The organism is Stenotrophomonas sp. GQ19 (assembly GCF_059758695.1).
This window is the reverse complement of sequence record NZ_JCAXES010000010.1, coordinates 167,169-186,828: the sequence shown is the minus strand read 5'-3', so window position 1 is coordinate 186,828 and position 19,660 is coordinate 167,169. Positions and strand designations below refer to the sequence as shown.

At 69.2% G+C, this 19,660-nt stretch carries 16 protein-coding genes and 1 pseudogene; all 17 read left to right on the top strand.

Annotated features, from left to right (window positions below; translation table 11 throughout):
• Window positions 1-5 precede the first annotated feature (5 nt).
• The 17 genes and pseudogenes from AC6CHL_RS17705 to AC6CHL_RS17625 all read left to right on the top strand — a co-directional run bounded on the left by AC6CHL_RS17705 (window position 6) and on the right by AC6CHL_RS17625 (window position 19,660).
• Window positions 6-1,859 (top strand): S8 family peptidase, encoded by a 1,854-nt coding sequence (locus AC6CHL_RS17705; protein ID WP_038692525.1) that lies wholly within the window; start codon window positions 6-8, stop codon window positions 1,857-1,859.
• Window positions 1,860-2,151: 292 nt separating this feature from the next.
• Window positions 2,152-3,879, top strand: coding sequence for a type II secretion system ATPase GspE (gene gspE / locus AC6CHL_RS17700; protein ID WP_038690563.1), 1,728 nt, complete (start codon window positions 2,152-2,154; stop codon window positions 3,877-3,879).
• Between the two features lie 37 nt (window positions 3,880-3,916).
• Window positions 3,917-5,137 carry a type II secretion system protein XpsF gene (xpsF, locus tag AC6CHL_RS17695; RefSeq protein ID WP_038690561.1) on the top strand — a complete coding sequence of 407 codons (1,221 nt, stop codon included), beginning with the start codon at window positions 3,917-3,919 and terminating at the stop codon, window positions 5,135-5,137.
• A 46-nt stretch (window positions 5,138-5,183) separates the two neighbouring features.
• Window positions 5,184-5,612 carry a type II secretion system major pseudopilin GspG gene (gspG, locus tag AC6CHL_RS17690; protein WP_038690559.1) on the top strand — a complete coding sequence of 143 codons (429 nt, stop codon included), beginning with the start codon at window positions 5,184-5,186 and terminating at the stop codon, window positions 5,610-5,612.
• A gap of 36 nt (window positions 5,613-5,648) precedes the next feature.
• Window positions 5,649-6,125: a type II secretion system protein XpsH gene (gene xpsH, locus AC6CHL_RS17685; protein WP_137191088.1), complete on the top strand. Its 477-nt coding sequence runs from the start codon at window positions 5,649-5,651 to the stop codon at window positions 6,123-6,125.
• Window positions 6,122-6,538 carry a type II secretion system protein XpsI gene (gene xpsI / locus AC6CHL_RS17680; RefSeq protein WP_498295568.1) on the top strand — a complete coding sequence of 139 codons (417 nt, stop codon included), beginning with the start codon at window positions 6,122-6,124 and terminating at the stop codon, window positions 6,536-6,538. Before xpsH ends, xpsI begins: the two co-directional genes overlap by 4 nt.
• Window positions 6,535-7,167, top strand: a complete 633-nt coding sequence (locus AC6CHL_RS17675) for a type II secretion system protein J (protein WP_038690556.1) — start codon at window positions 6,535-6,537, stop codon at window positions 7,165-7,167. Before xpsI ends, AC6CHL_RS17675 begins: the two co-directional genes overlap by 4 nt.
• Window positions 7,164-8,027 carry a type II secretion system minor pseudopilin gene (locus AC6CHL_RS17670; protein WP_498295566.1) on the top strand — a complete coding sequence of 288 codons (864 nt, stop codon included), beginning with the start codon at window positions 7,164-7,166 and terminating at the stop codon, window positions 8,025-8,027. Before AC6CHL_RS17675 ends, AC6CHL_RS17670 begins: the two co-directional genes overlap by 4 nt.
• A complete protein-coding gene (locus tag AC6CHL_RS17665; protein ID WP_448132982.1) occupies window positions 8,024-9,190 on the top strand; it encodes a PilN domain-containing protein in 1,167 nt (388 codons plus the stop codon). The genes AC6CHL_RS17670 and AC6CHL_RS17665 overlap by 4 nt, the downstream gene beginning before the upstream one ends.
• A pseudogene (gene gspM, locus AC6CHL_RS17660) lies at window positions 9,165-9,791 on the top strand (type II secretion system protein GspM); the annotation flags it as partial. The gene AC6CHL_RS17665 and the pseudogene gspM, both read left to right, overlap by 26 nt.
• A gap of 202 nt (window positions 9,792-9,993) precedes the next feature.
• Entirely contained in the window at window positions 9,994-10,776 is a 783-nt protein-coding gene (locus AC6CHL_RS17655) for a type II secretion system protein, XpsN-like (protein ID WP_498295564.1), read from the top strand.
• A gap of 9 nt (window positions 10,777-10,785) precedes the next feature.
• Window positions 10,786-13,002 carry a type II secretion system secretin GspD gene (gspD, locus tag AC6CHL_RS17650; protein WP_498295562.1) on the top strand — a complete coding sequence of 739 codons (2,217 nt, stop codon included), beginning with the start codon at window positions 10,786-10,788 and terminating at the stop codon, window positions 13,000-13,002.
• Between the two features lie 39 nt (window positions 13,003-13,041).
• Window positions 13,042-13,893: a glycosyltransferase family 2 protein gene (locus tag AC6CHL_RS17645; protein ID WP_038690548.1), complete on the top strand. Its 852-nt coding sequence runs from the start codon at window positions 13,042-13,044 to the stop codon at window positions 13,891-13,893.
• A 5-nt stretch (window positions 13,894-13,898) separates the two neighbouring features.
• A complete protein-coding gene (locus tag AC6CHL_RS17640; RefSeq protein WP_498295560.1) occupies window positions 13,899-14,735 on the top strand; it encodes a glycosyltransferase family 2 protein in 837 nt (278 codons plus the stop codon).
• Window positions 14,736-14,921: 186 nt separating this feature from the next.
• The gene (gene pncB / locus AC6CHL_RS17635; protein WP_447591849.1) at window positions 14,922-16,097 is read left to right on the top strand and encodes a nicotinate phosphoribosyltransferase; all 1,176 of its coding nucleotides are present in this window, start codon (window positions 14,922-14,924) and stop codon (window positions 16,095-16,097) included.
• Window positions 16,098-16,268: 171 nt separating this feature from the next.
• Complete coding sequence (gene wecB / locus AC6CHL_RS17630; RefSeq protein ID WP_498295558.1) at window positions 16,269-17,450, top strand: non-hydrolyzing UDP-N-acetylglucosamine 2-epimerase; 1,182 nt, start codon at window positions 16,269-16,271, stop codon at window positions 17,448-17,450.
• On the top strand, window positions 17,447-19,660 hold the full coding sequence (locus tag AC6CHL_RS17625) for a hypothetical protein (RefSeq protein ID WP_498295556.1): 2,214 nt from the start codon (window positions 17,447-17,449) through the stop codon (window positions 19,658-19,660). The genes wecB and AC6CHL_RS17625 overlap by 4 nt, the downstream gene beginning before the upstream one ends.

Here is a 19,660-nt window from a genome sequence, read left to right as displayed (position 1 = left end):
TCAACGTGACCAGTAAGCAGAACCTTCGCATCAACGTGCTGGCAGCCGCGCTGCTGTCGATCTCGGCCGGCTCGGCGTTCGCCGCCAGCCCGCGTACCGAGGAACCCAAGCGCCCGGCCACTGCCGCGCAGCAGAGCAGCAACGGCATCATCGTCAAGTACCGCGCCGGCAGCGCCGCGGCCTCGGACCGCTCGGCCAAGCTGGCGGTGGTCAACTCGGCGTTGTCGCGCGCCACCCTCAACGGTGGCACGGCGCGCGCCGGTGCGCTCAACCCGCAGGTGGTGCGCAAGCTCGGCGTGGGTGCCGACCTGATTCGCCTGCAGAGCCGCCTGGGCGATGCCGAACTGCAGAAGGTGCTGGCCGAACTGAAGGCCGACCCGACCGTGGAATACGCCGTGGTCAATGCGCGCATGCAGCGCGCCGACCTGCGCGCCAAGCCGACCGAAACCAAGCAGCTGGTGCCCAACGATCCGTACTACGCGCAGTACCAGTGGCACTTCGGCAACGCCACCGGCGGCATCAACGCGCCGTCGGCGTGGGACGTGTCGCAGGGCGAGGGCGTGGTGGTGGCGGTGATCGATACCGGCATCCTGCCCAACCATGAAGACTTCAGCGGCAACCTGCTGGAAGGCTATGACTTCATCAGCGATGCCGAAACCTCGCGCCGCCCGACCGACGCCCGCGTCCCGGGTGCACTGGATTACGGCGACTGGGTGGAGAACGACAACGAGTGCTACACCGGCTCGCTGGCCGAAGACAGCTCCTGGCACGGCACCCACGTGGCCGGCACGGTGGCCGAAGCCACCAACAACGGCGTCGGCATGGCCGGCGTCGCGTACAAGGCGAAGGTGTTGCCGGTGCGCGTGCTCGGCAAGTGCGGCGGCAGTCTGGCAGACATCGCCGATGCCATCACCTGGGCCTCGGGCGGCACCGTGGCGGGCATTCCGGCCAACGCCAACCCGGCTGAGATCATCAACATGAGCCTGGGCGGCAGCGGCGCCTGCGACCCGGTCTACCAGGCCGCGATCAACGGTGCGGTGTCGCGTGGCACGCTGGTGGTGGTGGCGGCAGGCAACGCGGGCGGCAACGTCTCCAATGCACGTCCGGCCAACTGCAACAACGTCGTTGCGGTGGGCGCCACGCGCATCACCGGCGGCATCACCTACTACTCCAACTACGGCGCGGCGGTGGATCTGTCGGCCCCGGGTGGCGGTGGCAGCGTCGACGGCAATCCGGGCGGCTACATCTGGCAGGCCATTTCCAGCAGCACCACCTCGCCGGAACTGGGGACCTCCGATTACGGCGGCAAGGGCGGCACCTCGATGTCCTCGCCGCACGTGGCGGCGGTGGCAGCCCTGGTGCAGAGCGCACGCATCGCCAACAACCGCGACGCGTTCACCCCGGCCCAGCTGGAAACCCTGCTCAAGGAAACCGCGCGCAAGTTCCCGGTGACCATCCCGGCGGCCACCCCGATCGGCACCGGCATCGTCGATGCCAAGGCCGCGCTGGCCAAGGCGCTTGAGGAAGAGTGCACCGAGAACTGCGGTCCCACCGCGATCCCGCTGACCAACAAGGTGGCCGTGGGCGGTCTGAGCGGTGCCGGTGGCAGCGAAGTGCTGTACAGCTTCGACGCGCAGGCCGGCAAGGTGCTGAGCCTGCTCACCTACGGCGGCAGCGGCAACGTGTCGGTGTACGTCAGCCAGGGCAAGGAGCCGACCGCGACGGTGTTCGACGCCAAGTCGACCCGCCCGGGCAACAGTGAAACCGTACGCTTCACCGCGCCGGTGGCGGGCACGTACTACATCAAGCTGGTCGGCGAGTCCGCGTTCAGCGGCGTCAGCGTCATCGCCAACCAGTAACGGGTGTGTGGTTCTTGGGGAGCCGATCCTGTGATCGGCTCCCCATTTTTTTGGGCGATCATCCTCCGGGTAGAGCCACCCCATGGGTGGCTGCCGCGCTGATCGTGCACCACGCGCAGCCACCCATGGGGTGGCTCTACCCCCGTGTGGATGCGTTGTCTTTCCCTGGTCATGCCTGTCGCCATTTACCCGGGCATACGGCGGTCCTGCGGGCTGTGTCGATTTCACATCGCACCGGCACGTAAAGCGACCCGCCGAACTGCTAAAGTCATGCGGTCGCCAGGAGAGCTTCGTGAACGCGGTTGCCCACGATCCCACTGCAGAAACCACTGCGGAAACCCGCATCGTCGAAGCGTTGCTGCGCAACGGGCGCCTGAAGGAAGGCGACCTGGCCCGAGCACGTCCGCTGCACCGCGAATCCGGCGGCAGCCTGCTGCAGTTGCTGGTGCGGCTGGGCCTGGTGTCCGAACGCGACCACGCCCAGGCCAGCGCCGAGGTGCTGGGGCTGGCCCTGCTCGACGCGCGTGCCGTGCCCGAAGTGGCCCCCGAATCGCTGCTCGATGCACTGCCGCTGTCGTTGCGCTTCCTCAAGCAGTTCCATGTCTGTCCGCTGGCCCTGCACGATGGCGTGCTGGACCTGTGGCTCAGCGACCCGCAGGACCCTTATGCCGCCGACGCCGTGCGTCTGGCGATGGGCGTACCGGTGCGGCTGCATGTCGGGCTGCGCTCGGAAATCGATGACCTGATCGAGCGCTGGTACGGCCAGGGCCGCAGCGCGATGGGGGCGATCGTCGAAACCGCCGATGGCGAAGGCAGCGCGGTCGACGACATCGAACACCTGCGTGACCTCGCCTCCGAGGCCCCGGTGATCCGCCTGGTCAACCTGGTGATCCAGCGCGCCTTCGAACTGCGCGCCTCGGACATCCACATCGAACCGTTCGAAAACCGCCTCAAGGTGCGTTACCGCGTCGACGGCGTGCTGATCGAGGGCGAAAGCCCGCCGGCCAACCTCACCGCCGCGGTGATCAGCCGCGTCAAGATCATGGCCCGGCTCAACATCGCCGAACGCCGCCTGCCGCAGGACGGTCGCATCATGCTGCGCGTGCAGGGCAAGGAACTGGACCTGCGCGTGAGCACCGTGCCCACCGCGCACGGCGAGAGTGTGGTGATGCGCCTGCTCGATCGCGATACCGTCGTCTTCGATTTCCACCGGCTCGGCTTCACCGATGCGTTCCTGCCGCAGTTCCGCAAGGTACTCGAGCAGCCGCACGGCATCCTGCTGGTCACCGGCCCGACCGGCTCGGGCAAAACCACGACGCTGTACACCGCGCTTAGCCAGCTCAACACCGCCGACGTCAAGATCATCACCGTGGAAGACCCGGTGGAGTACCAGATCGAAGGCATCAACCAGATCCAGGCCAAGCCGCAGATCGGGCTCGACTTCGCCCACGCACTGCGCAGCATCGTGCGCCAGGATCCGGACATCATCATGATCGGCGAAATGCGCGACCTGGAAACGGCGCGCATCGCCATCCAGTCCGCGCTCACCGGCCATCTCGTGCTGTCCACGCTGCACACCAACAACGCCGCCGGCGGCATCACCCGCCTGCTCGACATGGGCGTGGAAGATTACCTGCTTACCTCCACTATCAACGGCATCCTGGCCCAGCGCCTGGTGCGCCGGCTGGAGCCCGAACACGCGCAGCGTTACCTGGCCTCACCGGAGGAGATCGAGAAGTTCGGCCTGCGTCGCCTGCAGCCGCAGGGCGATATTTTCCTGTACCGCGCGCAGCCCTCGGCGATCGCGCCCACCGGCTATCTTGGCCGGACCACCATCATGGAATTCCTGGTGATGAACGACGAGCTGCGCCGCGCGGTGATGCGTCGCGCCGGCATGGGCGAGATCGAGCAGATCGCACGCGCGGCCGGCATGCGCACGATGTACGAGGACGGGCTGGCCAAGGCATTGCAGGGCCACACCACGCTGGAGGAAATCCTGCGCGTGACCGAGGAATCCTGATGCGCATGCATCGTCCCTGGCCGGCGGGCCGCTGAGCATGGCGCTGTACCGCTACAAGGCGCTCAACGCGCACGGCGAACTGTTCGACGGGCAGATGGAGGCCGCCAGCGAGGCCGACGTGGTCACCCGCCTGCAGGACCAGGGCCACTTGCCGATGGAAGCGCGCCTGGCCAGCGAAGGCGTGGCCACGCCCACCTCGTGGGCCGCACTGCTGCGACGCAAGCCGTTCGACGGCGCCGCGCTGGTGCAGTTCACCCAGCAGCTGGCCACCCTGCTGGGGGCCGGGCAGCCGTTGGACCGTGCGCTGACCATCCTGCTGGACCTGCCTGAAGACGAGCGCAGCCGTCGCGCCATCACCGACATCCGCGACGTGGTGCGCGGCGGCGCGCCGCTGTCCACCGCGCTGGAACGCCAGCACGGGCTGTTCTCGCGGCTGTACATCAACATGGTGCGTGCCGGTGAAGCCGGCGGCAGCCTGCACGACACCCTGCAGCGCCTGTCGGAGTACCTCGAGCGCAGCGCCGAACTCAAGGGCAGGGTGATCAACGCGTTGATCTACCCGGCGATCCTGCTGGCGGTGGTCGGCGGCGCGCTGCTGTTCCTGCTGGGCTACGTGGTGCCGCAGTTCGCGCTCATGTACGAAAGCCTGGACGTGGCCCTGCCGTGGTTCACCCAGTGGGTGCTGGCCGCCGGGCTGGTGGTGCGCGATGGCTGGCTGGCGATGATCGTGGTGCCGGCGCTGGCGTTGCTGGTGATCGAACGCAAGCTGCGCCAGCCGGCGTTCCGCCTGGCGATGGACGGCTGGCTGCTGCAGCGCAAAGGTATCGGCCCGCTGCTGGCCAAACTGGAAACCGCGCGGCTGGCGCGCACTCTGGGCACCCTGCTGCGCAACGGCGTGCCGTTGCTGGCCGGGCTGGGCATCGCGCGCAACGTGCTGGGCAACCGCGCGCTGGCCGCCGACGTCGATGCGGCCAGCGACGACGTCAAGAACGGCAACGGCCTGTCGGTGTCGCTGGCGCGCGGCAAGCGCTTCCCCCGCCTGGCCCTGCAGATGATCCAGGTGGGCGAGGAATCCGGCGCGCTGGACACCATGCTGCTCAAGACCGCCGACACCTTCGAGCAGGAAAGCGCACGCGCCATCGACCGCCTGTTGTCGGCGATGGTGCCGGTGATCACCCTGGTGCTGGCATCGGTGGTCGGACTGGTAATCGTCGCCGTGCTGGTGCCGCTGTATGACCTGACCAATGCCATCGGCTGACGATGGCGCTTTCGCATTCCCCTGAACCCTGCAAGGAGCCTGCCGCATGCAACGCCGCCTGATCCGCTTCACCTCGCCGCGCCGCCAGGCCGGCATGAGCCTGTTGGAAATCATCATCGTGATCGTGCTGATCGGCGCGGTGCTGACGCTGGTGGGCAGCCGCGTGCTGGGCGGTGCCGACCGCGGCAAGGCCAACATCGCCAAATCGCAGGTCCAGACCGTGGCCGGCAAGGTGGAAAACTACCAGCTGGATACCGGCAAGCTGCCGGCCAAGCTTGATGACCTGGTTACCCAGCCCGGCGGCACCAGCGGCTGGCTGGGCCCGTATGCCAAGCCGGCCGAACTCAACGACCCGTGGGGCCACCCGCTGGAATACCGCGCACCCGGCGAAGGCCAGCCGTTCGACCTGATCAGCCTGGGCAAGGATGGCAAGGTGGGTGGCAGCAGCTACGACGCCGACATCAAGTACGAGTAAGTCCGCTTGCTGGTCATCGCCCTGCCACGCCTGCCCATGCCCCGCCGCCCGCCGCGTTCCCCGCGCCGGGTGGCCGGGCTGTCGTTGCTGGAAATGCTGCTGGTGGTGGCGCTGATCGCCATCATCGGGGCGGTCACCGCCACGGCGATGAACGGCGGCATCGACGGCATGCGGCTGCGCAATGCCGGCAAGGAACTGGCCAGCCAGCTGCGCTACACCCGCACCCAGGCCATCGCCACCGGTGAGCGGCAGCGCTTCCTGATCGACCCGCAGGCACGCACCTGGCAGGCCGCCAACGGTCGCCACGGCACGGTGCCGCCCAGCCTGGAGGTGCGCTTCCGCGGCGCGCGCGAAGTGGCCACCGCTGCCGGCCAGGGCGCCATCGCGTTCTACCCCGATGGCGCCTCCAGCGGCGGCAGCATCGACCTGCAGGTGCGCGACGCGGTCTGGCACATCGACGTGGGCTGGATTACCGGCGACGTACGCTCGGGCCCACGGCGGGAGGGCCCATGAAACACCAGCGCGGCTACTCGCTGCTTGAGGTGATCGTGGCCTTCGCGGTGCTGGCACTGGCGCTGACGTTGTTGCTGGGCAGCCTGTCCGGGGCCTCGCGGCAGATCAAGCAGGCCGACCTGCGCAGCCGCGCGGTGCTGCATGCGCAATCGCTGCTGGCCGTCACCGGCGTGGTCGAGCCGTTGCAGGACGGCGAGCGCAGCGGGGAATGGGAAGACGGACGCTACCGCTGGCAGCTGCAGGTGGCGCCGTACCAGGAGCCGCGCACCGACACGTTGCCGGTGGCCGACACCGTGGCCGGTCCGCGCCTGGCGCAGCTGACCCTGCAGGTGTCCTGGGGTGATACCGACGCCGACCGCATGCAATGGCGCAGCCTGCGCCTGCTGCCCGCCGACCCGGGGACGCCGCGATGAGCCGTGCGGCGCGCGGCTTCACCCTGATCGAAGTGCTGCTGGCCACCGCGTTGCTGGTCGGTGGGCTGGCCCTGGCGTTTGCCACCGTGCGTTCGGCGCTGGCCATCAGCCAGCGCGGCGAACAGATGGCCGCGCACAACGAGCGCATGCGGGCGGTGGAAGGTTTCCTGCGGCGGCGCCTGTCGATGGCCATGCTGACCGCCACCACGCCCCCGGACCCCACCCGCGAACCGGTGTACTTCCTTGGCGAGCCGCAGCACATGCTGTTCGTGTCCGATCTGCCCGGCTACCTCGGCCGCGGTGGCCCGTATGTACACGAACTGCAGGTGCGGGGCAGCGGCGACGCGCAGCGCCTGGACCTGGCGCTGACCCTGGTGCAGAACGGCGAGCGCATCGAAGAGACACCGCCGCGCCCGCCCGAGGCGCTGGCCGATGCGCTGCGCGCGGTGACCTTCCGGTATCGCGGCATCGACCCACGCAACGGTCAACTGGGGGAGTGGCAGGACCGCTGGGACGACACCCGCCGCCTGCCCAGCCTGGTATCCATCAGCGTCACCCCACGCCAGGGCCCGGCATGGCCGCCCATGGTGGTGGCCTTGGCACAGCAGTCCCGCGGAGCGCGCCCATGAGGCGCGCGCGCGGCGCCGCGCTGGTACTGGTGCTGTGGCTGATCGCGCTGCTTACCGCGGTGGTCGGCGCGTTCGCGCTGAGCGCCCGCATCGAACACATGCAGCAGCGTGTCATCAACGACGACGCCATCGGCCAGGAGCACGCACGTGCGGGGCTGGAGTACGCGTTGTACCGGCTGCAGCCCAGTGCGACCCGACCACCGTGGGTGGCCGATGGCCGCCGCTATCGCTGGGAATTCGACCAGCGCCGGATCGACCTGCGGATCGTCGACGAGAACGGCAAGATCAACCTGAACCTGGCCGACGCCACGTTGCTGCGCGCGTTCCTCGCGGCGATGGGCGTGGCGCCCGAACGTGCCGGCCCGCTGGCTGGCGCGATCGTCGACTGGCGCGATGCCGACAGCCTCAAGCAGCCCGGCGGCGGCGCCGAACTGCCCGACTATGTGGCCGCCGGCCTGCCGTATGGTCCGCGCAACAACCGCTTCGAGACGCTCGGCGAACTGCAGCGCGTGCTCGGCATGGATGCCACGCTGTATGAACAGCTGGAGCCGATGCTGACCCTGTACAGTCGGCAGTCGCGTCCGGATCCGCGTTTCGCGGCCGGTCCGGTGTTGACCGCACTGGGGCTGGATGCTCCGCGGCTGCTTGCCGAACGCGAACGGGCCCAGGCCGGTGAAGATGCGAAAGTGGGCGGTGCGGCGCTTGCCAGTGGCAGCGGCACCTATAGTATCGAGAGCCGCGCAATGGATGAACGCGGCAAGGTATCGGTTCTGCGGGGCGTGGTGCGGACGGGGACCGCCGGCACGCCGGGAACCACTTACACAGTCCTTCGTTGGGAACAGGGAATGGCAGCACGATGACGGCATGGCGGGACACTCTGGTGCGGGCACAGGGGCAGATGGCGCCGGGCGTGGTCAATGGCCTGCGCTGGTGGCGGCGTTCGTTGCTGGCGTGGTTGCCCGAGCGTTGGCAGTGGGCGCTGGGCTGGTCGCGCTCGCGGCTGTTGCTGCAGCAGCAGGGCGACCAGCTGCACGTGCTGCGCGATGGCGGCCTGCGTACCGAGCGGGTGCTGGAACTGCCCTGGCCACACACCCCGGCTGCACTGGAGCAGCGCCTGGATGCGCGCCTGCGCACGCTGCCGCGGCATTGGCTGCTGCCGGCCGCGGCCGCACTGCGGCGCCCGCTGCGCCTGCCGGCCGCGGCCGCCAGCCGCCTGCGCGACGTGGTGGGGTTCGAGATCGACCGCCAGACCCCGTTTGAACCGGCGCAGGTCAGCTTCGACGTGCGCGAATTGGGCGCGCTGGATGACGGCCAGCTGCAGGTGGAACTGGTGGTGATGCCACGCCAGGCGCTGGAGCAGTGGGCGCAGCAGGTGGGGCCGTGGGCGCAGGGCCTGGCCGGCGTGGATATTGCCGATGCCGAGGGCCAGCCGCTGGGGGTGAACCTGCTGCCGCTGGACCAGCGGCAGGCCCAGCGCGATCCGATGCGCCGCTGGAACCTGCTGATGGGGCTGGCGGCGCTGGTGCTGCTGGCCTTGGCCGGCCAGCAGATCCTGGACAACCGCCAGGCCGCGGCCGATGCGCTGGCCGAGCAGGTCAACGCGGCCGCACGCGATGCGCGTCAGGTGGCCGCCGAGCGCCAGCACCTGCAGACACTGGTCGAAGGTGCGGCCTTCCTCGAACAGAAACGCATGGCCCATGCCAGCACCGTGGAGCTGTGGAATGAACTGACCCGGTTGCTGCCCGATGGCACCTACCTGGAAAAGCTGTCGGTGGAAGGCGATTCCCTGCAGTTGATCGGGCTGAGCCGCGAGGCGTCGCAACTGGTGCCGCTGCTGCAGGACTCGCCGCTGTGGCGCAAGGTCAACCTGACCGGCGTGCTGCAGGCCGATGGTGGCGCGGCCGGCCGCGACCGCTTCACGCTGACCGCCGAACTTCAGCCGTTGCCCGGTGCCACCCCTGCAGCGCCCGCCGCTGCACCTGTCGCGGAGGGTGCCGATGGCAATGCCGACCACACGCCGTGACCGCTGGCTGGCGCTGGCGTTGCTGCTGGCGGTGATCGCGCTGGCCTACCTGGTGCTGGTGCACCCGTGGTTCACCCGGCCACTGCTGGCCATCAATACCGACATCAGCGACCTGCAGGAGCGCGATCAGCGCGTGCAGGCGCAGCTGCAGCAGCGCGGCGCCGTCGCGCGGGGGCTGCAGCAGGCACAGGCCGCCCTGGCGGGCCGGCCCGGTTTCCTGCGAGAGGCCACCGCCGAGTCGGCCGCCGCAGCGTTGTCCTCGCGCCTGCAGGACGCCGTGGCATCGGCCAGCCCCGGCAACCGCAGCTGCACCATCAGCAACCGCTCGCCACTGCAGGACACCAGCGCCGATGCCGTGTTCCCGAAGGTGGCGCTGCAGGTACGGTTGCGCTGTGGCATACCGGAAATGGCCGCCGTGCTCTACACCCTGGAAACCGGCAGCCCGCGCCTGTTCGTCAACAACCTCAACCTGCTCGCACAGCGCTTCCAGCAATCGCCGAATGAAACCGGCACCGGGTTGGACGTGTCCTTCGAACTGGTGGGCTATCTCCAGCCCGGGGGCGCCTCGGATCCGGTCGCGCCGGCGCCGGCCGGTGCCGCGCTGCCGGCCGATGGCAGCGGCCTGACCCCGGCCGGACCCGTGCCGGCCGATGCCCAAGCCGCCGCCAACGCCCAGGCCGACGCCGACGCCCGGACAGACGCGAGCGCCAACGCAGCCGCGTATGCAGCGCAGGCCGGCGTGGATGCAGCCGCAACTGCGACCAGTGCCGACGATGCGGCTGCCGATGCTGCGGAGACCGGCCATGAAGATTGAGCTCACCTCCCTGCGCAGCTGGTGGCTGGCCACCGTAATGGCATGGGCCGCCGCGATCTGGATCGCCAGCCTGTTCGGGCTGGGCAGCCACCTCCCGGTGGCCGCCGAGGGCGACCGCACCGCGTCGCCGCTGCCGGTGCTGCCGGCGGCCTCGCCGGAGCGCATCGGGTCGGCCGAAGCCTACGCCCAGATCGGCGCGCGCCCGTTGTTCGCCGAAGACCGCCGGCCGCGTCCGTACCTGCTTGGTGGCAGCGAGCCGGGCGCGTCCAGTGCGGTCAGCCTGACCGGGGTGTTGCTCACGTCCGAATTCAGCATGGCCATCCTCACCACCGACCAGAAGCAGTCGCTGCGCCTGCGCCTCAACGGCGACCCGGTCAACGGCTGGCAGCTGCTGGCACTGGAACCGCGCAGCGCCACGGTCAGTGGCCCCGGCGGCACCCAGGTGCTGGAACTGACCGTGTTCAACGGGCAGGGCGGCGAGCCGCCGACCGTGCTGGGCAACCCGGTCAATGGCGCGGTGCCGCCGGCCGGCGCCGGGGTGATGCCGTTGCCGTCGCCGCCGCCGCCCGGCCAGCCCGTGCGGCCGGTGCAGGTAGCCACCCCGTCGGCACCGGCACCGCCGGCACCCGCCGCGCCCACTACCCCGGCCCAAGGCCCCAGTGATGCACAGATGCAGGCCATCCGTGCGCGCATCCAGGCGCGCCGCCAGCAACTGCAGCAACAACAACAATCGCAGCGACCGCCCGCGGGCGGCTCCGGCCAGAACCCTTAGAGTGACAGCATGACACTGCGCCTTTTTTCACCGCGTCTCTTCTCCCTGTCCCTGCTTGCCAGCGTGCTGGTCGGCTGCGCCACGGTGCCTGCACCGGAAGTGCGCCGCAACGCCGTGCTCGACAGCCACCAGGTGGTCGCCGGGGACGGCTCCCGTGACGGCGTGAATGCCGAACCGCTGGAAGCCACCGGTGCACCGCAGCCGGTGATCCGCCGCGGCACCGGCACCATGATCAACCGCAGCGCGGCGGCTGCCGCGGCACCGTCGCTGGGGCAGGCCGGCAATGGCACGGCCACCTTCAACTTCGAAGGGGAATCGGTACACGCGGTGGTCAAGGCGATCCTGGGCGACATGCTCGGCCAGAACTACGTCATCGCCCCCGGCGTGCAGGGCACCGTCACCCTGGCCACGCCCAAGCCGGTGTCGTCGGCGCAGGCGCTGAACCTGCTGGAGATGGTGCTGGGCTGGAACAACGCGCGCATGGTCTACAGCGGTGGCCGCTACAACATCGTCGCCGCCGACCAGGCACTGGCCGGCACCGTCGCGCCGAGCACCGCCCCGGCGGCCAACGCGCGCGGCTTCGAGGTGCGCGTGATCCCGCTGCAGTACATCTCGGCCACCGAAATGAAGAAGGTGCTGGAGCCGTACGCGCGCCCCAATGCCATCGTCAACGTCGACAGTGGGCGCAACGTCATTACCCTGGGCGGCACCCGCAGCGAACTGGAAAACTACCTGCGCACGGTGGAGATCTTCGACGTCGACTGGTTGTCGGGCATGTCGGTGGGCGTGTTCCCGATCCAGACCGGCAAGGCCGAACAGGTCGCCGCTGACCTGGAGAAAGTGTTCGGTGAGGAAAGCAAGACGCCCAGCGCCGGCATGTTCCGCTTCCTGCCGCTGGAGAACGCCAATGCCGTGCTGGTGATCACCCCGCAGGCGCGGTATCTCGACCAGATCCAACAGTGGCTGGAGCGCATCGACACCGCCGGTGGCAGCGCACGGTTGTTCTCCTACGAGCTGCGTTACGTCAAGGCCAAGGACCTGGCCGAGCGCCTCGCCGAAGCCTTTGCCAACGAGAACAGCCGCGGTGGGCGCGGCAGCAGCGGTTCACTTGCACCGGGCGCCACCCAGATGGACCTGGGCGGCCGCGACAACGCCACCAACAGCACCTCGCTCAACACCGGGTCCGGCAGCGGCAGTGGCCGCGGCGGGCTGGGCGAGGGCACCCTGAGCCTGCCGCAGCGGCAGAGCGGCAACGCCAGTTTCAGCCTGGAAGTGCAGGGCGACACCGTGGGTATCTCGGCGGTGGAAGAAACCAACACGCTGCTGGTGCGCTCCACCCCGCAAGCCTGGCGGTCGATCCGCGAGGTGATTGAAAAGCTCGACGTGATGCCGATGCAGGTCCACATCGAAGCGCAGGTGGCCGAAGTGTCGCTGACCGGCGACCTCAGCTACGGCGTGAACTGGTTCTTCGAGCAGGCCGTGGCCACCGGCAAGACCGAAAGCGGCATCGACCTGCCCAGCGCGCTGGGGCGTTCGATCTGGGGCAGCATTTCCGGCGCGGTCGGCGATGGCGGGGTGGGCTGGACCTTCCTCGGCAAGAACGCGGCGGCGGTGGTGACGGCGCTGGACAAGGTCAGCAACCTGCGCCTGCTGCAGACCCCGTCGCTGTTCGTGCGCAACAACGCCGAAGCCACGCTCAACGTGGGCACCCAGATCCCGATCAACTCGGTGTCGGTCAACACCGGCACCGGCGGCGACAACACCTACAGCCAGGTGCAGTACCTGGACACCGGCGTGATCCTCAAGGTGCGCCCGCGCATCACCCGCGATGGCGTGGTGTTCCTGGACATCGTGCAGGAAGTCAGCTCGGCCGGTGCCATTCCGGCCGGCTGCGATCCGACCAAGACCACCTGCAACCCGCCGATCAACACGCGCAAGATTTCCACCGAAGCGGCCGTGCAGAGCGGGGACACCATCATGCTGGCCGGGTTGATCACCAACTCCGACGAAGATGGCTCCAACGGCGTTCCGGGTCTGAGCAAGATCCCGGTGCTGGGCGCCCTGTTCGGCAGGAAGACCCAGAACACCGGTCGTTCGGAAGTGATCGTGCTGCTGACCCCGACCATCGTCCGCAACGCGCAGGAATCGCGCAACCTCACCGACGAGTACAGCAACCGCTTCCGTGCCATGGAGCCGTTCCCGAACCACCCGAAGCCGAAGAACTGAGCTACGCTGCGGCCACGCGTGCCGCAGACAGGGGGACCGATGGGGACGATCGTGCTGCTGCCGATCGGGGTCGATGACACCGCCCTGGATCTTTGCCTGGGCGCACTGGACGCCGGCACGCCGGCCGACACCGCGGTATGGCTGGCCGACGACGGCCAGGCCGGCCCGCGCGTGCAGCCGGTGATCGAGCACTGGCTGGCCCACACCCGGCTGCGTGCCGAGTACACCCGGCGCGCGCGCAGCATCGGCGAGGTGGCCCACCTGGATGAGATGTTGCGTGCCTGCGCAGGCGCCGACGTGGTGGTGCTGGCGCCCGACGCCATTCCCGCGCCGGGCTGGCTGCAGCAGCTGGATGCCTGTTTCGCGCGTGACCCGTCGATCGGCTCGGCCACGCCGTGGTGCAACGCCGGTGAAACCGCGGCCTGGCCACGGCTGGGCGAGATCGACCCGGTACCGGCCGACCTCTATGCAATGGCCCAGGCCTGCGCCGGGTTGCCGCCGATGCATCCTGAACTACCCTCGGCGGTGACCCACGCGGTACTGCTGCGGGCCAACGCCCGGCGCAAGGCCGGTGGCCTGGACATGCACAGCTACGGCTCGTGGAATGCCGCGCTGGTTGACCTGAGCCTGCGCATGGCCGGGCTGGGCTGGCGCAATGCGCTGTGCGAAACCGCCTTCGTGGCGCGCGCCGGCGAAGCCACTGCGTTCGACGGCGACATGGACGCGTTGGGCACCCGCTGGCCGGGCTGGCAGCCCCGCCTGGCCGCGTTCCTGATGGCCGACCCGCTGCGCAGCACCCGTGAAACCCTGCAGCAGCTGCACCGGCAGGCGATAATGCCGCGTTCGCAGGGCGACTTGTTCGCCCCGCCGCCTGCATCCCTTCCGGAGTGACCCGTGTGAGCATTGCCATCGCCGCGATCGTTGTCAGCTACCAGAGCGCGAGCACGCTGGATGCCTGTCTGGCCAAGCTGCGCGGGGCCGACGGCGTGGTCGAGATCCGGGTGGTCGACAACGGGTCCACCGATGCCACCCTGGATATCGTGCAACGCCACGCCACCGCCGACCCGCGCGTGCGTTTCATCGCCAACCCGGACAACCCCGGTTTCGCGGCCGCCAACAACCAGGGCGTGGCCGACAGCCGCGCACCGTGGCTGGCCTTCATCAACCCCGACCTGCTGGTCGAGCCGGGCACCCTGGCCGCGCTGTGCGAACGCGGCATGGCCATCGGCGATTGCCTGCTGGGCATGGAACAGGTCGACGAGCAGGGCCAGCCCGATCCGGCAGTGCGCCGTCGTGATCCGGACTTCGGGGCCATGCTGCGCTCGCCGGGGCAGGGCGCCAAGCTGGCGATCCCGGTGGACCACAGCCTGCCGCTGCAGCCGGTGCCGGCGCTGTCGGGGGCGTTGTTGCTGATGCCGCGCACCCTGTTCGACCGTATCGGCGGCTGGGATGCCGGTTACCGGCTGCACGCCGAAGACCTCGACCTGTGCCGTCGCGTGCGCCAAGCCGGCGCGCTGGTGGCGATCGCCAACGACCTGCAGGCGGTGCACGTGCGCGGGGTGTCCAGCCGCTCGCGGCCGTTCTTCGTGGAATGGCACAAGCACCGTGGTCTGTGGCGCTACTTCCGCAAGTTCGAAGCCGACCAGCGCAGCCTGCCGGTACAGGGCGCGGTGTTCGCCGCGATCTGGGCCCACGCGGTCGTGCAGATTCCACGGCTGCTGCGCGCGCGGTAATGGCCCACCGTGGGCACGCATCCCGGTAGGTACCCACCGTTGGTGGGTACATCCACGCAGGCGTCTGATCGCCGCACCCGGTAGGTACCCACCGTTGGTGGGTACATCCACGCAGGCGCATAATCGCCGCATCCCGGTAGGTACCCACCGTTGGTGGGTACATCCACGCAGGCGCATAATCGCCGCATGATCATCCAGTCCCTGCTCGACACCGACCTGTACAAGTTCACCATGATGCAGGCGGTGCTGCATCAGCATCCCGGCGCCCAGGTCCAGTACCGGTTCAAGTGCCGCACCCCCGGCATCGACCTGGCCAGCTACATCGACCAGATCAACGCCGAGATCGACCACCTGTGCCAGCTCCGCTTCAGCACCGAAGAGCTGGAGTACATGCGCGGCCTGCGCTTCGTCAAAGCGGACTTCGCCGATTTCCTCGGCCTGTTCCACCTGGACCGCAAGTACATCCGGCTGCAGCCGTCGGCCAGCGTGCCCGGCGAGATCGAGCTGGACATCACCGGCCCCTGGCTGCACACCATCCTGTTTGAAGTGCCGCTGCTGGCGATCATCAACGAGGTGTGGTTCCGCAACACCACCACCGCCGATTTCGCCGAAGGCGAGCGCCGCCTGCAGGCCAAGACCGCGCTGCTGCGCGACACGCCCGGCTTCGAGCTGTGCCGCATCGCCGACTACGGCAGCCGCCGCCGCTACTCGCGTGAATGGCATGCGCGCATGCTGCCGATGATGCGCGACGCGCTGGGCGCGCAGTTCGTGGGCACCAGCAACGTGCATTTCGCCCGCCTGTACGGCATGACCCCGCACGGCACCATGGCCCACGAGTACCTGCAGGCGTTCCAGGCACTGGGCCCGCGCCTGCGCGATTCGCAGGTGGCCGCGCTGGAATCGTGGGCGCGCGAATACCGCGGCGATCTCGGCATTGCGCTCTCCGACGTGGTCGGGCTGGACGCGTTCCTGCGCGACTTCGACATGTACTTCTGCAAGCTGTTCGATGGCGTGCGCCACGACTCCGGCGATCCCTTCGCCTGGGGCGACCGCATGCTCGCGCACTTCAAGGACCGCCGCGTGGACCCGCGCAGCAAGGTGCTGGTCTTCAGCGATGGCTTGAACATCGAGAAGGTGATGCAGCTGTTCGACTACTTCCGTGGCCGCTGCCAGGTCGCCTTCGGCGTCGGCACGCACCTCACCAACGACCTGGGGCCGACCCCGCTCAACATCGTCATCAAGATGGTCCGCTGCAACGGCCAGCCGGTGGCCAAGCTCAGCGATTCGCCGGGCAAGAGCATGTGCGATGACCCCGGCTACCTGGCCTACCTGCGCCAGGTGTTCGAGCTTTCACCCGGGTGACACGGACAAAAGCGCCACAATGAGCCGTGCTCCGGGGCAATAAGTGACGCACAGCGTCACTTTTCCGGGGAAATGTGATGTCCATCACGTTGCACTGGCTAGCTCGCCGCACTTGGCCTACGATTTGCGTGATGGAAGTCACAGTCGTTGGTCATCACAGGGAGCAGTCGGGTGAAGGTTCTATCTGTTTTTGGTACGCGGCCTGAAGCCATCAAGATGGGACCGCTGGTCCGCGCGCTGCATGCCGCGCCGGGCATCGAGTCCCTTGTCTGCATCACCGGCCAACACCGGGCGATGCTTGACCAGGTGATGTCGCTGTTCGACATCCACCCCGATCACGACCTCGATGTCATGGTCGCCAACCAGACCCTCAACGGGCTGTGTTCCCGTCTGTTCGCCAAACTCGACGCGCTCTACGAACAGATACAGCCCGACCGGGTGCTGGTGCACGGCGATACCAGCACGGCGATGACCGCGGCGCTGGCCGCCTTCCACCGCCGCATTCCGGTAGCGCACGTGGAAGCCGGGCTGCGCACCGGCGACCTGCAGCAGCCGTGGCCCGAAGAGATGAACCGCCGCGTGATCGACGTGGTCGCCGATCATCTGTTCGCCCCCACCAACAGTTCGCGCTACAACCTGGAACAGGAAAACCTGGCCGGGCGCATCAGCGTGACCGGCAACACCGTCATCGACGCGCTCAAACAGACCGTCGAACGCATCGACCAGGACGCGACGCTGCGCACCTCGATCGATGCGCATTTCCCGTTCCTGGAAAGCCAGCGCAAGCTGCTGCTGGTCACCGGCCACCGCCGCGAGAACTTCGGCGGCGGCTTCGAGAACATCTGCCGCGCGCTGGCCGAGCTGGCCCTGCGCGACGACCTGCAGATCGTGTACCCGGTGCACCTCAACCCGAACGTGCAGGGGCCGGTGCATGCCCATCTGGGCGGGCTGGACAACGTGCACCTGATTCCACCGCAGGATTACCTCAGCTTCGTGCGCCTGATGCAGCGCGCGCATGTGGTGCTGACCGACTCCGGCGGCGTGCAGGAAGAAGCCCCGGCGCTGGGCCGCCCGGTCCTGGTGATGCGCGATGTCACCGAGCGCCCCGAAGCGGTGCAGGCCGGCGTGGTGCGCCTGGTGGGCACCGACCCGGCGCGGATCGTGGCCGCCGTGCACGACGCCTGCAACGGACCGCGGGTGGCGGCGCACTTCATCGCCGATGCCAGCCCGTACGGCGATGGACGCGCCTCGGCGCGGATCGTTGCCGCGCTGCGCGGTGAACCGTTCGACGAGTTCGTGGCCGCCCATGCGGCGCCGCTGTCCCAATCCTCCCTTTCCGAAGTGACGCCATGACCCCGACCAACCGTAGTACCGCTCGTTTTCCCCAGGTATTACCGCTGGCCCTGGTCCTGGCACTCCCCCTTGGTTCTGCCTACGCCGCCGACACCGCGGCCGGGCAGTTCACCGAGTGGGCAGCCGATGCCACCGTGACGCGCAGCATGACGCTGCGTGAGCTGGGCTTCCGCCAGCCGTTGACCCTCAGCGGCCAGGAAAGCCAGCGCGAAATCTACCTGCCGGTCCCGGCCGGCGTGCCTACCCGCGACGCGCAGTTGCAGCTGGATGGCCGCTACGTACGCGGTCATACCGGGCGCAGTTCGGGGCTGTGGTCGGTCGACGGCGACCCAGTCGCGGCGCGGTCGATCACCGACGCGCAGGGCGATGCCAGCCAGCTGCTGGCCATCGATGGCCTGCCGCGTGACAACGGCTTCGTCCGCGTGGCCGTGGGCTGGTGGTCGGTGGTGTCCGACTACCGCTGCGCCGACCAGAGCGCGCCGGCCAACGTGCTGCGGCTGTCGCCGGACTCGCGTTTCAGCTACCGCTTCGACGGGCGTGCAGTGAACACCGTGGCCAAGGCCTGGGGCGCACTGCCGACGCGCGTGCGCGTGCTGGTGGATGGCAAGACGCTGCAGGCGCCGGCCTACGACGCCGCGTGGCGGGTGGGCGCGGCGCTGCGCAACGGCGGCAAGCAGGTGGACGTGGTGGCACTGCCGGCGGTGGGCAGCACGGTGGACCTCACCGGCATCACCATTCCGGCCAGCCTGCAGGGCGTGCCGGCGTACGCGGCCCTGGCCGCAGGCGGCACCCAGCATCGCATTGCCAGCCTGGCCGAAGTCGGGGCGCTGCTGTCGCTGCGCGACAGTGGTCCGTTGGCCATCGACGTGGCGATCAGTACCGACCCGCTGCGTGCCGGCGTGCGCGCCGCCCTGGATGCACTGGCCACCGAGGTCGGTGCCAGTGGCGGCGATGCCGCCAGCGCCTTCACCGCCTGGCGGGGCAGCGACATGGCCGCGCTGGAAAAGGGCACCGGCACCGCGTCGGTCAGCGTCGCCGCCGTGGCCGGGCGCCCGACCCTGGTGGTGGCGGCCAACGCCGGCGCCAAGGTGGCCGGCCTGCTCAGTGAACAGTGGCGCGCCTATGCACTGGGCCACACCCTGCAGGTGGCCGAAGCCAGCCCGGCACCGGTGGGCGACAACGCGGTCCTGCTCAGTCGCCTGGGCAATATCGCCGGCACCCTGGACATCGTGACCCGCGGCGATCGCACCGCCAGCTTCGCGCTCGGTGCGCTGTCGGCCGACGGCCGCCTGCCCGACCAGGTAGTGGTCGATGTGTCCGCCGCACCCAACGCGGCCGGGCAGGGCGCGGTGGCCAGCCTCTACTTCAACGATTACCTGCTGGGCGCCAAGGTGCTCGCCGCCGACGGCAAGCCGCAGCGGCTGGTGGCCAAGGTGCCGGCCTACGCGCTGGCCGCACGCAACGAGGTGCGCATCAGCTTCCTGCGCCAGCCGGCGCGTCCGTACTGCCATGACCCGGCCACCGCGTTCCCGGTATCGATCCTGCCCAGCAGCCACCTGACGCTGGCCAAGCGCACCCTGGACGCCGACTTCGTCGGTGCCGCCAGCCAGCTGGCCCACGCCAATGAGGTGTTCGTGCCGGCCAGCTGGCTGCAGGACGCCCCGGCGTCGCTGGCCAAGGTGATCGCCATCGCCAGTGCGGTCGGCGTGTCGCCGCAGGCGGCCGAACTGAAGGTGGTCGCTGCCGGTACCGCGATCAGCCCGGGGCGGCCTTACCTGGCCTTCGCACTGGCCCCCTCCGGGGTCACGCCGGCGGGTCTGAAGGACGGCCGCCTGGTGGTCAACGGTGCCACCCAGCCGCTGCTCGACCTGGCCGGCCTGGACCGTGCCGCAGCCGTGCAGGTGGTGGACGGGGGCGGCCATACCGGCGTGCTCTACAACGACCTCGGCGCGCAGGGCCCGGCGCTGGACCAGCCGTTCCGTCTGTTGCGCGGCGACCTGGCCGTGCTCGACGGCAGCGGCGTGGTCAGCGATTTCGACAGCCACGACCCCTATGGCGCGCGCCTGGCCGAGAGCGGCAATCCGCAGCCCTGGTGGCAACAGCACATGGTGTGGTTGCTGGTCCTGGTCGGGCTGGTGGTGTTCGCGCTGTTGGCGGCCCGTGTAACCCAGGTCCGTCGTCGCCGCACGTCCGCAAGCAACGGTCACTGA

Bases quoted from the DNA above. Each gene is read 5' to 3' on its own strand.
- xpsI (WP_498295568.1), top strand. From the start codon at position 6,122: ATGAAACACCAGCGCGGCTACTCGCTGCTTGAGGTGATCGTGGCCTTC.
- AC6CHL_RS17655 (WP_498295564.1), top strand. From the start codon at position 9,994: ATGAAGATTGAGCTCACCTCCCTGCGCAGCTGGTGGCTGGCCACCGTA.
- AC6CHL_RS17670 (WP_498295566.1), top strand. From the start codon at position 7,164: ATGAGGCGCGCGCGCGGCGCCGCGCTGGTACTGGTGCTGTGGCTGATC.
- xpsH (WP_137191088.1), top strand. From the start codon at position 5,649: ATGCCCCGCCGCCCGCCGCGTTCCCCGCGCCGGGTGGCCGGGCTGTCG.
- pncB (WP_447591849.1), top strand. From the start codon at position 14,922: ATGATCATCCAGTCCCTGCTCGACACCGACCTGTACAAGTTCACCATG.
- xpsF (WP_038690561.1), top strand. From the start codon at position 3,917: ATGGCGCTGTACCGCTACAAGGCGCTCAACGCGCACGGCGAACTGTTC.
- gspD (WP_498295562.1), top strand. From the start codon at position 10,786: ATGACACTGCGCCTTTTTTCACCGCGTCTCTTCTCCCTGTCCCTGCTT.
- AC6CHL_RS17675 (WP_038690556.1), top strand. From the start codon at position 6,535: ATGAGCCGTGCGGCGCGCGGCTTCACCCTGATCGAAGTGCTGCTGGCC.
- AC6CHL_RS17665 (WP_448132982.1), top strand. From the start codon at position 8,024: ATGACGGCATGGCGGGACACTCTGGTGCGGGCACAGGGGCAGATGGCG.
- AC6CHL_RS17645 (WP_038690548.1), top strand. From the start codon at position 13,042: ATGGGGACGATCGTGCTGCTGCCGATCGGGGTCGATGACACCGCCCTG.
- gspG (WP_038690559.1), top strand. From the start codon at position 5,184: ATGCAACGCCGCCTGATCCGCTTCACCTCGCCGCGCCGCCAGGCCGGC.
- AC6CHL_RS17625 (WP_498295556.1), top strand. From the start codon at position 17,447: ATGACCCCGACCAACCGTAGTACCGCTCGTTTTCCCCAGGTATTACCG.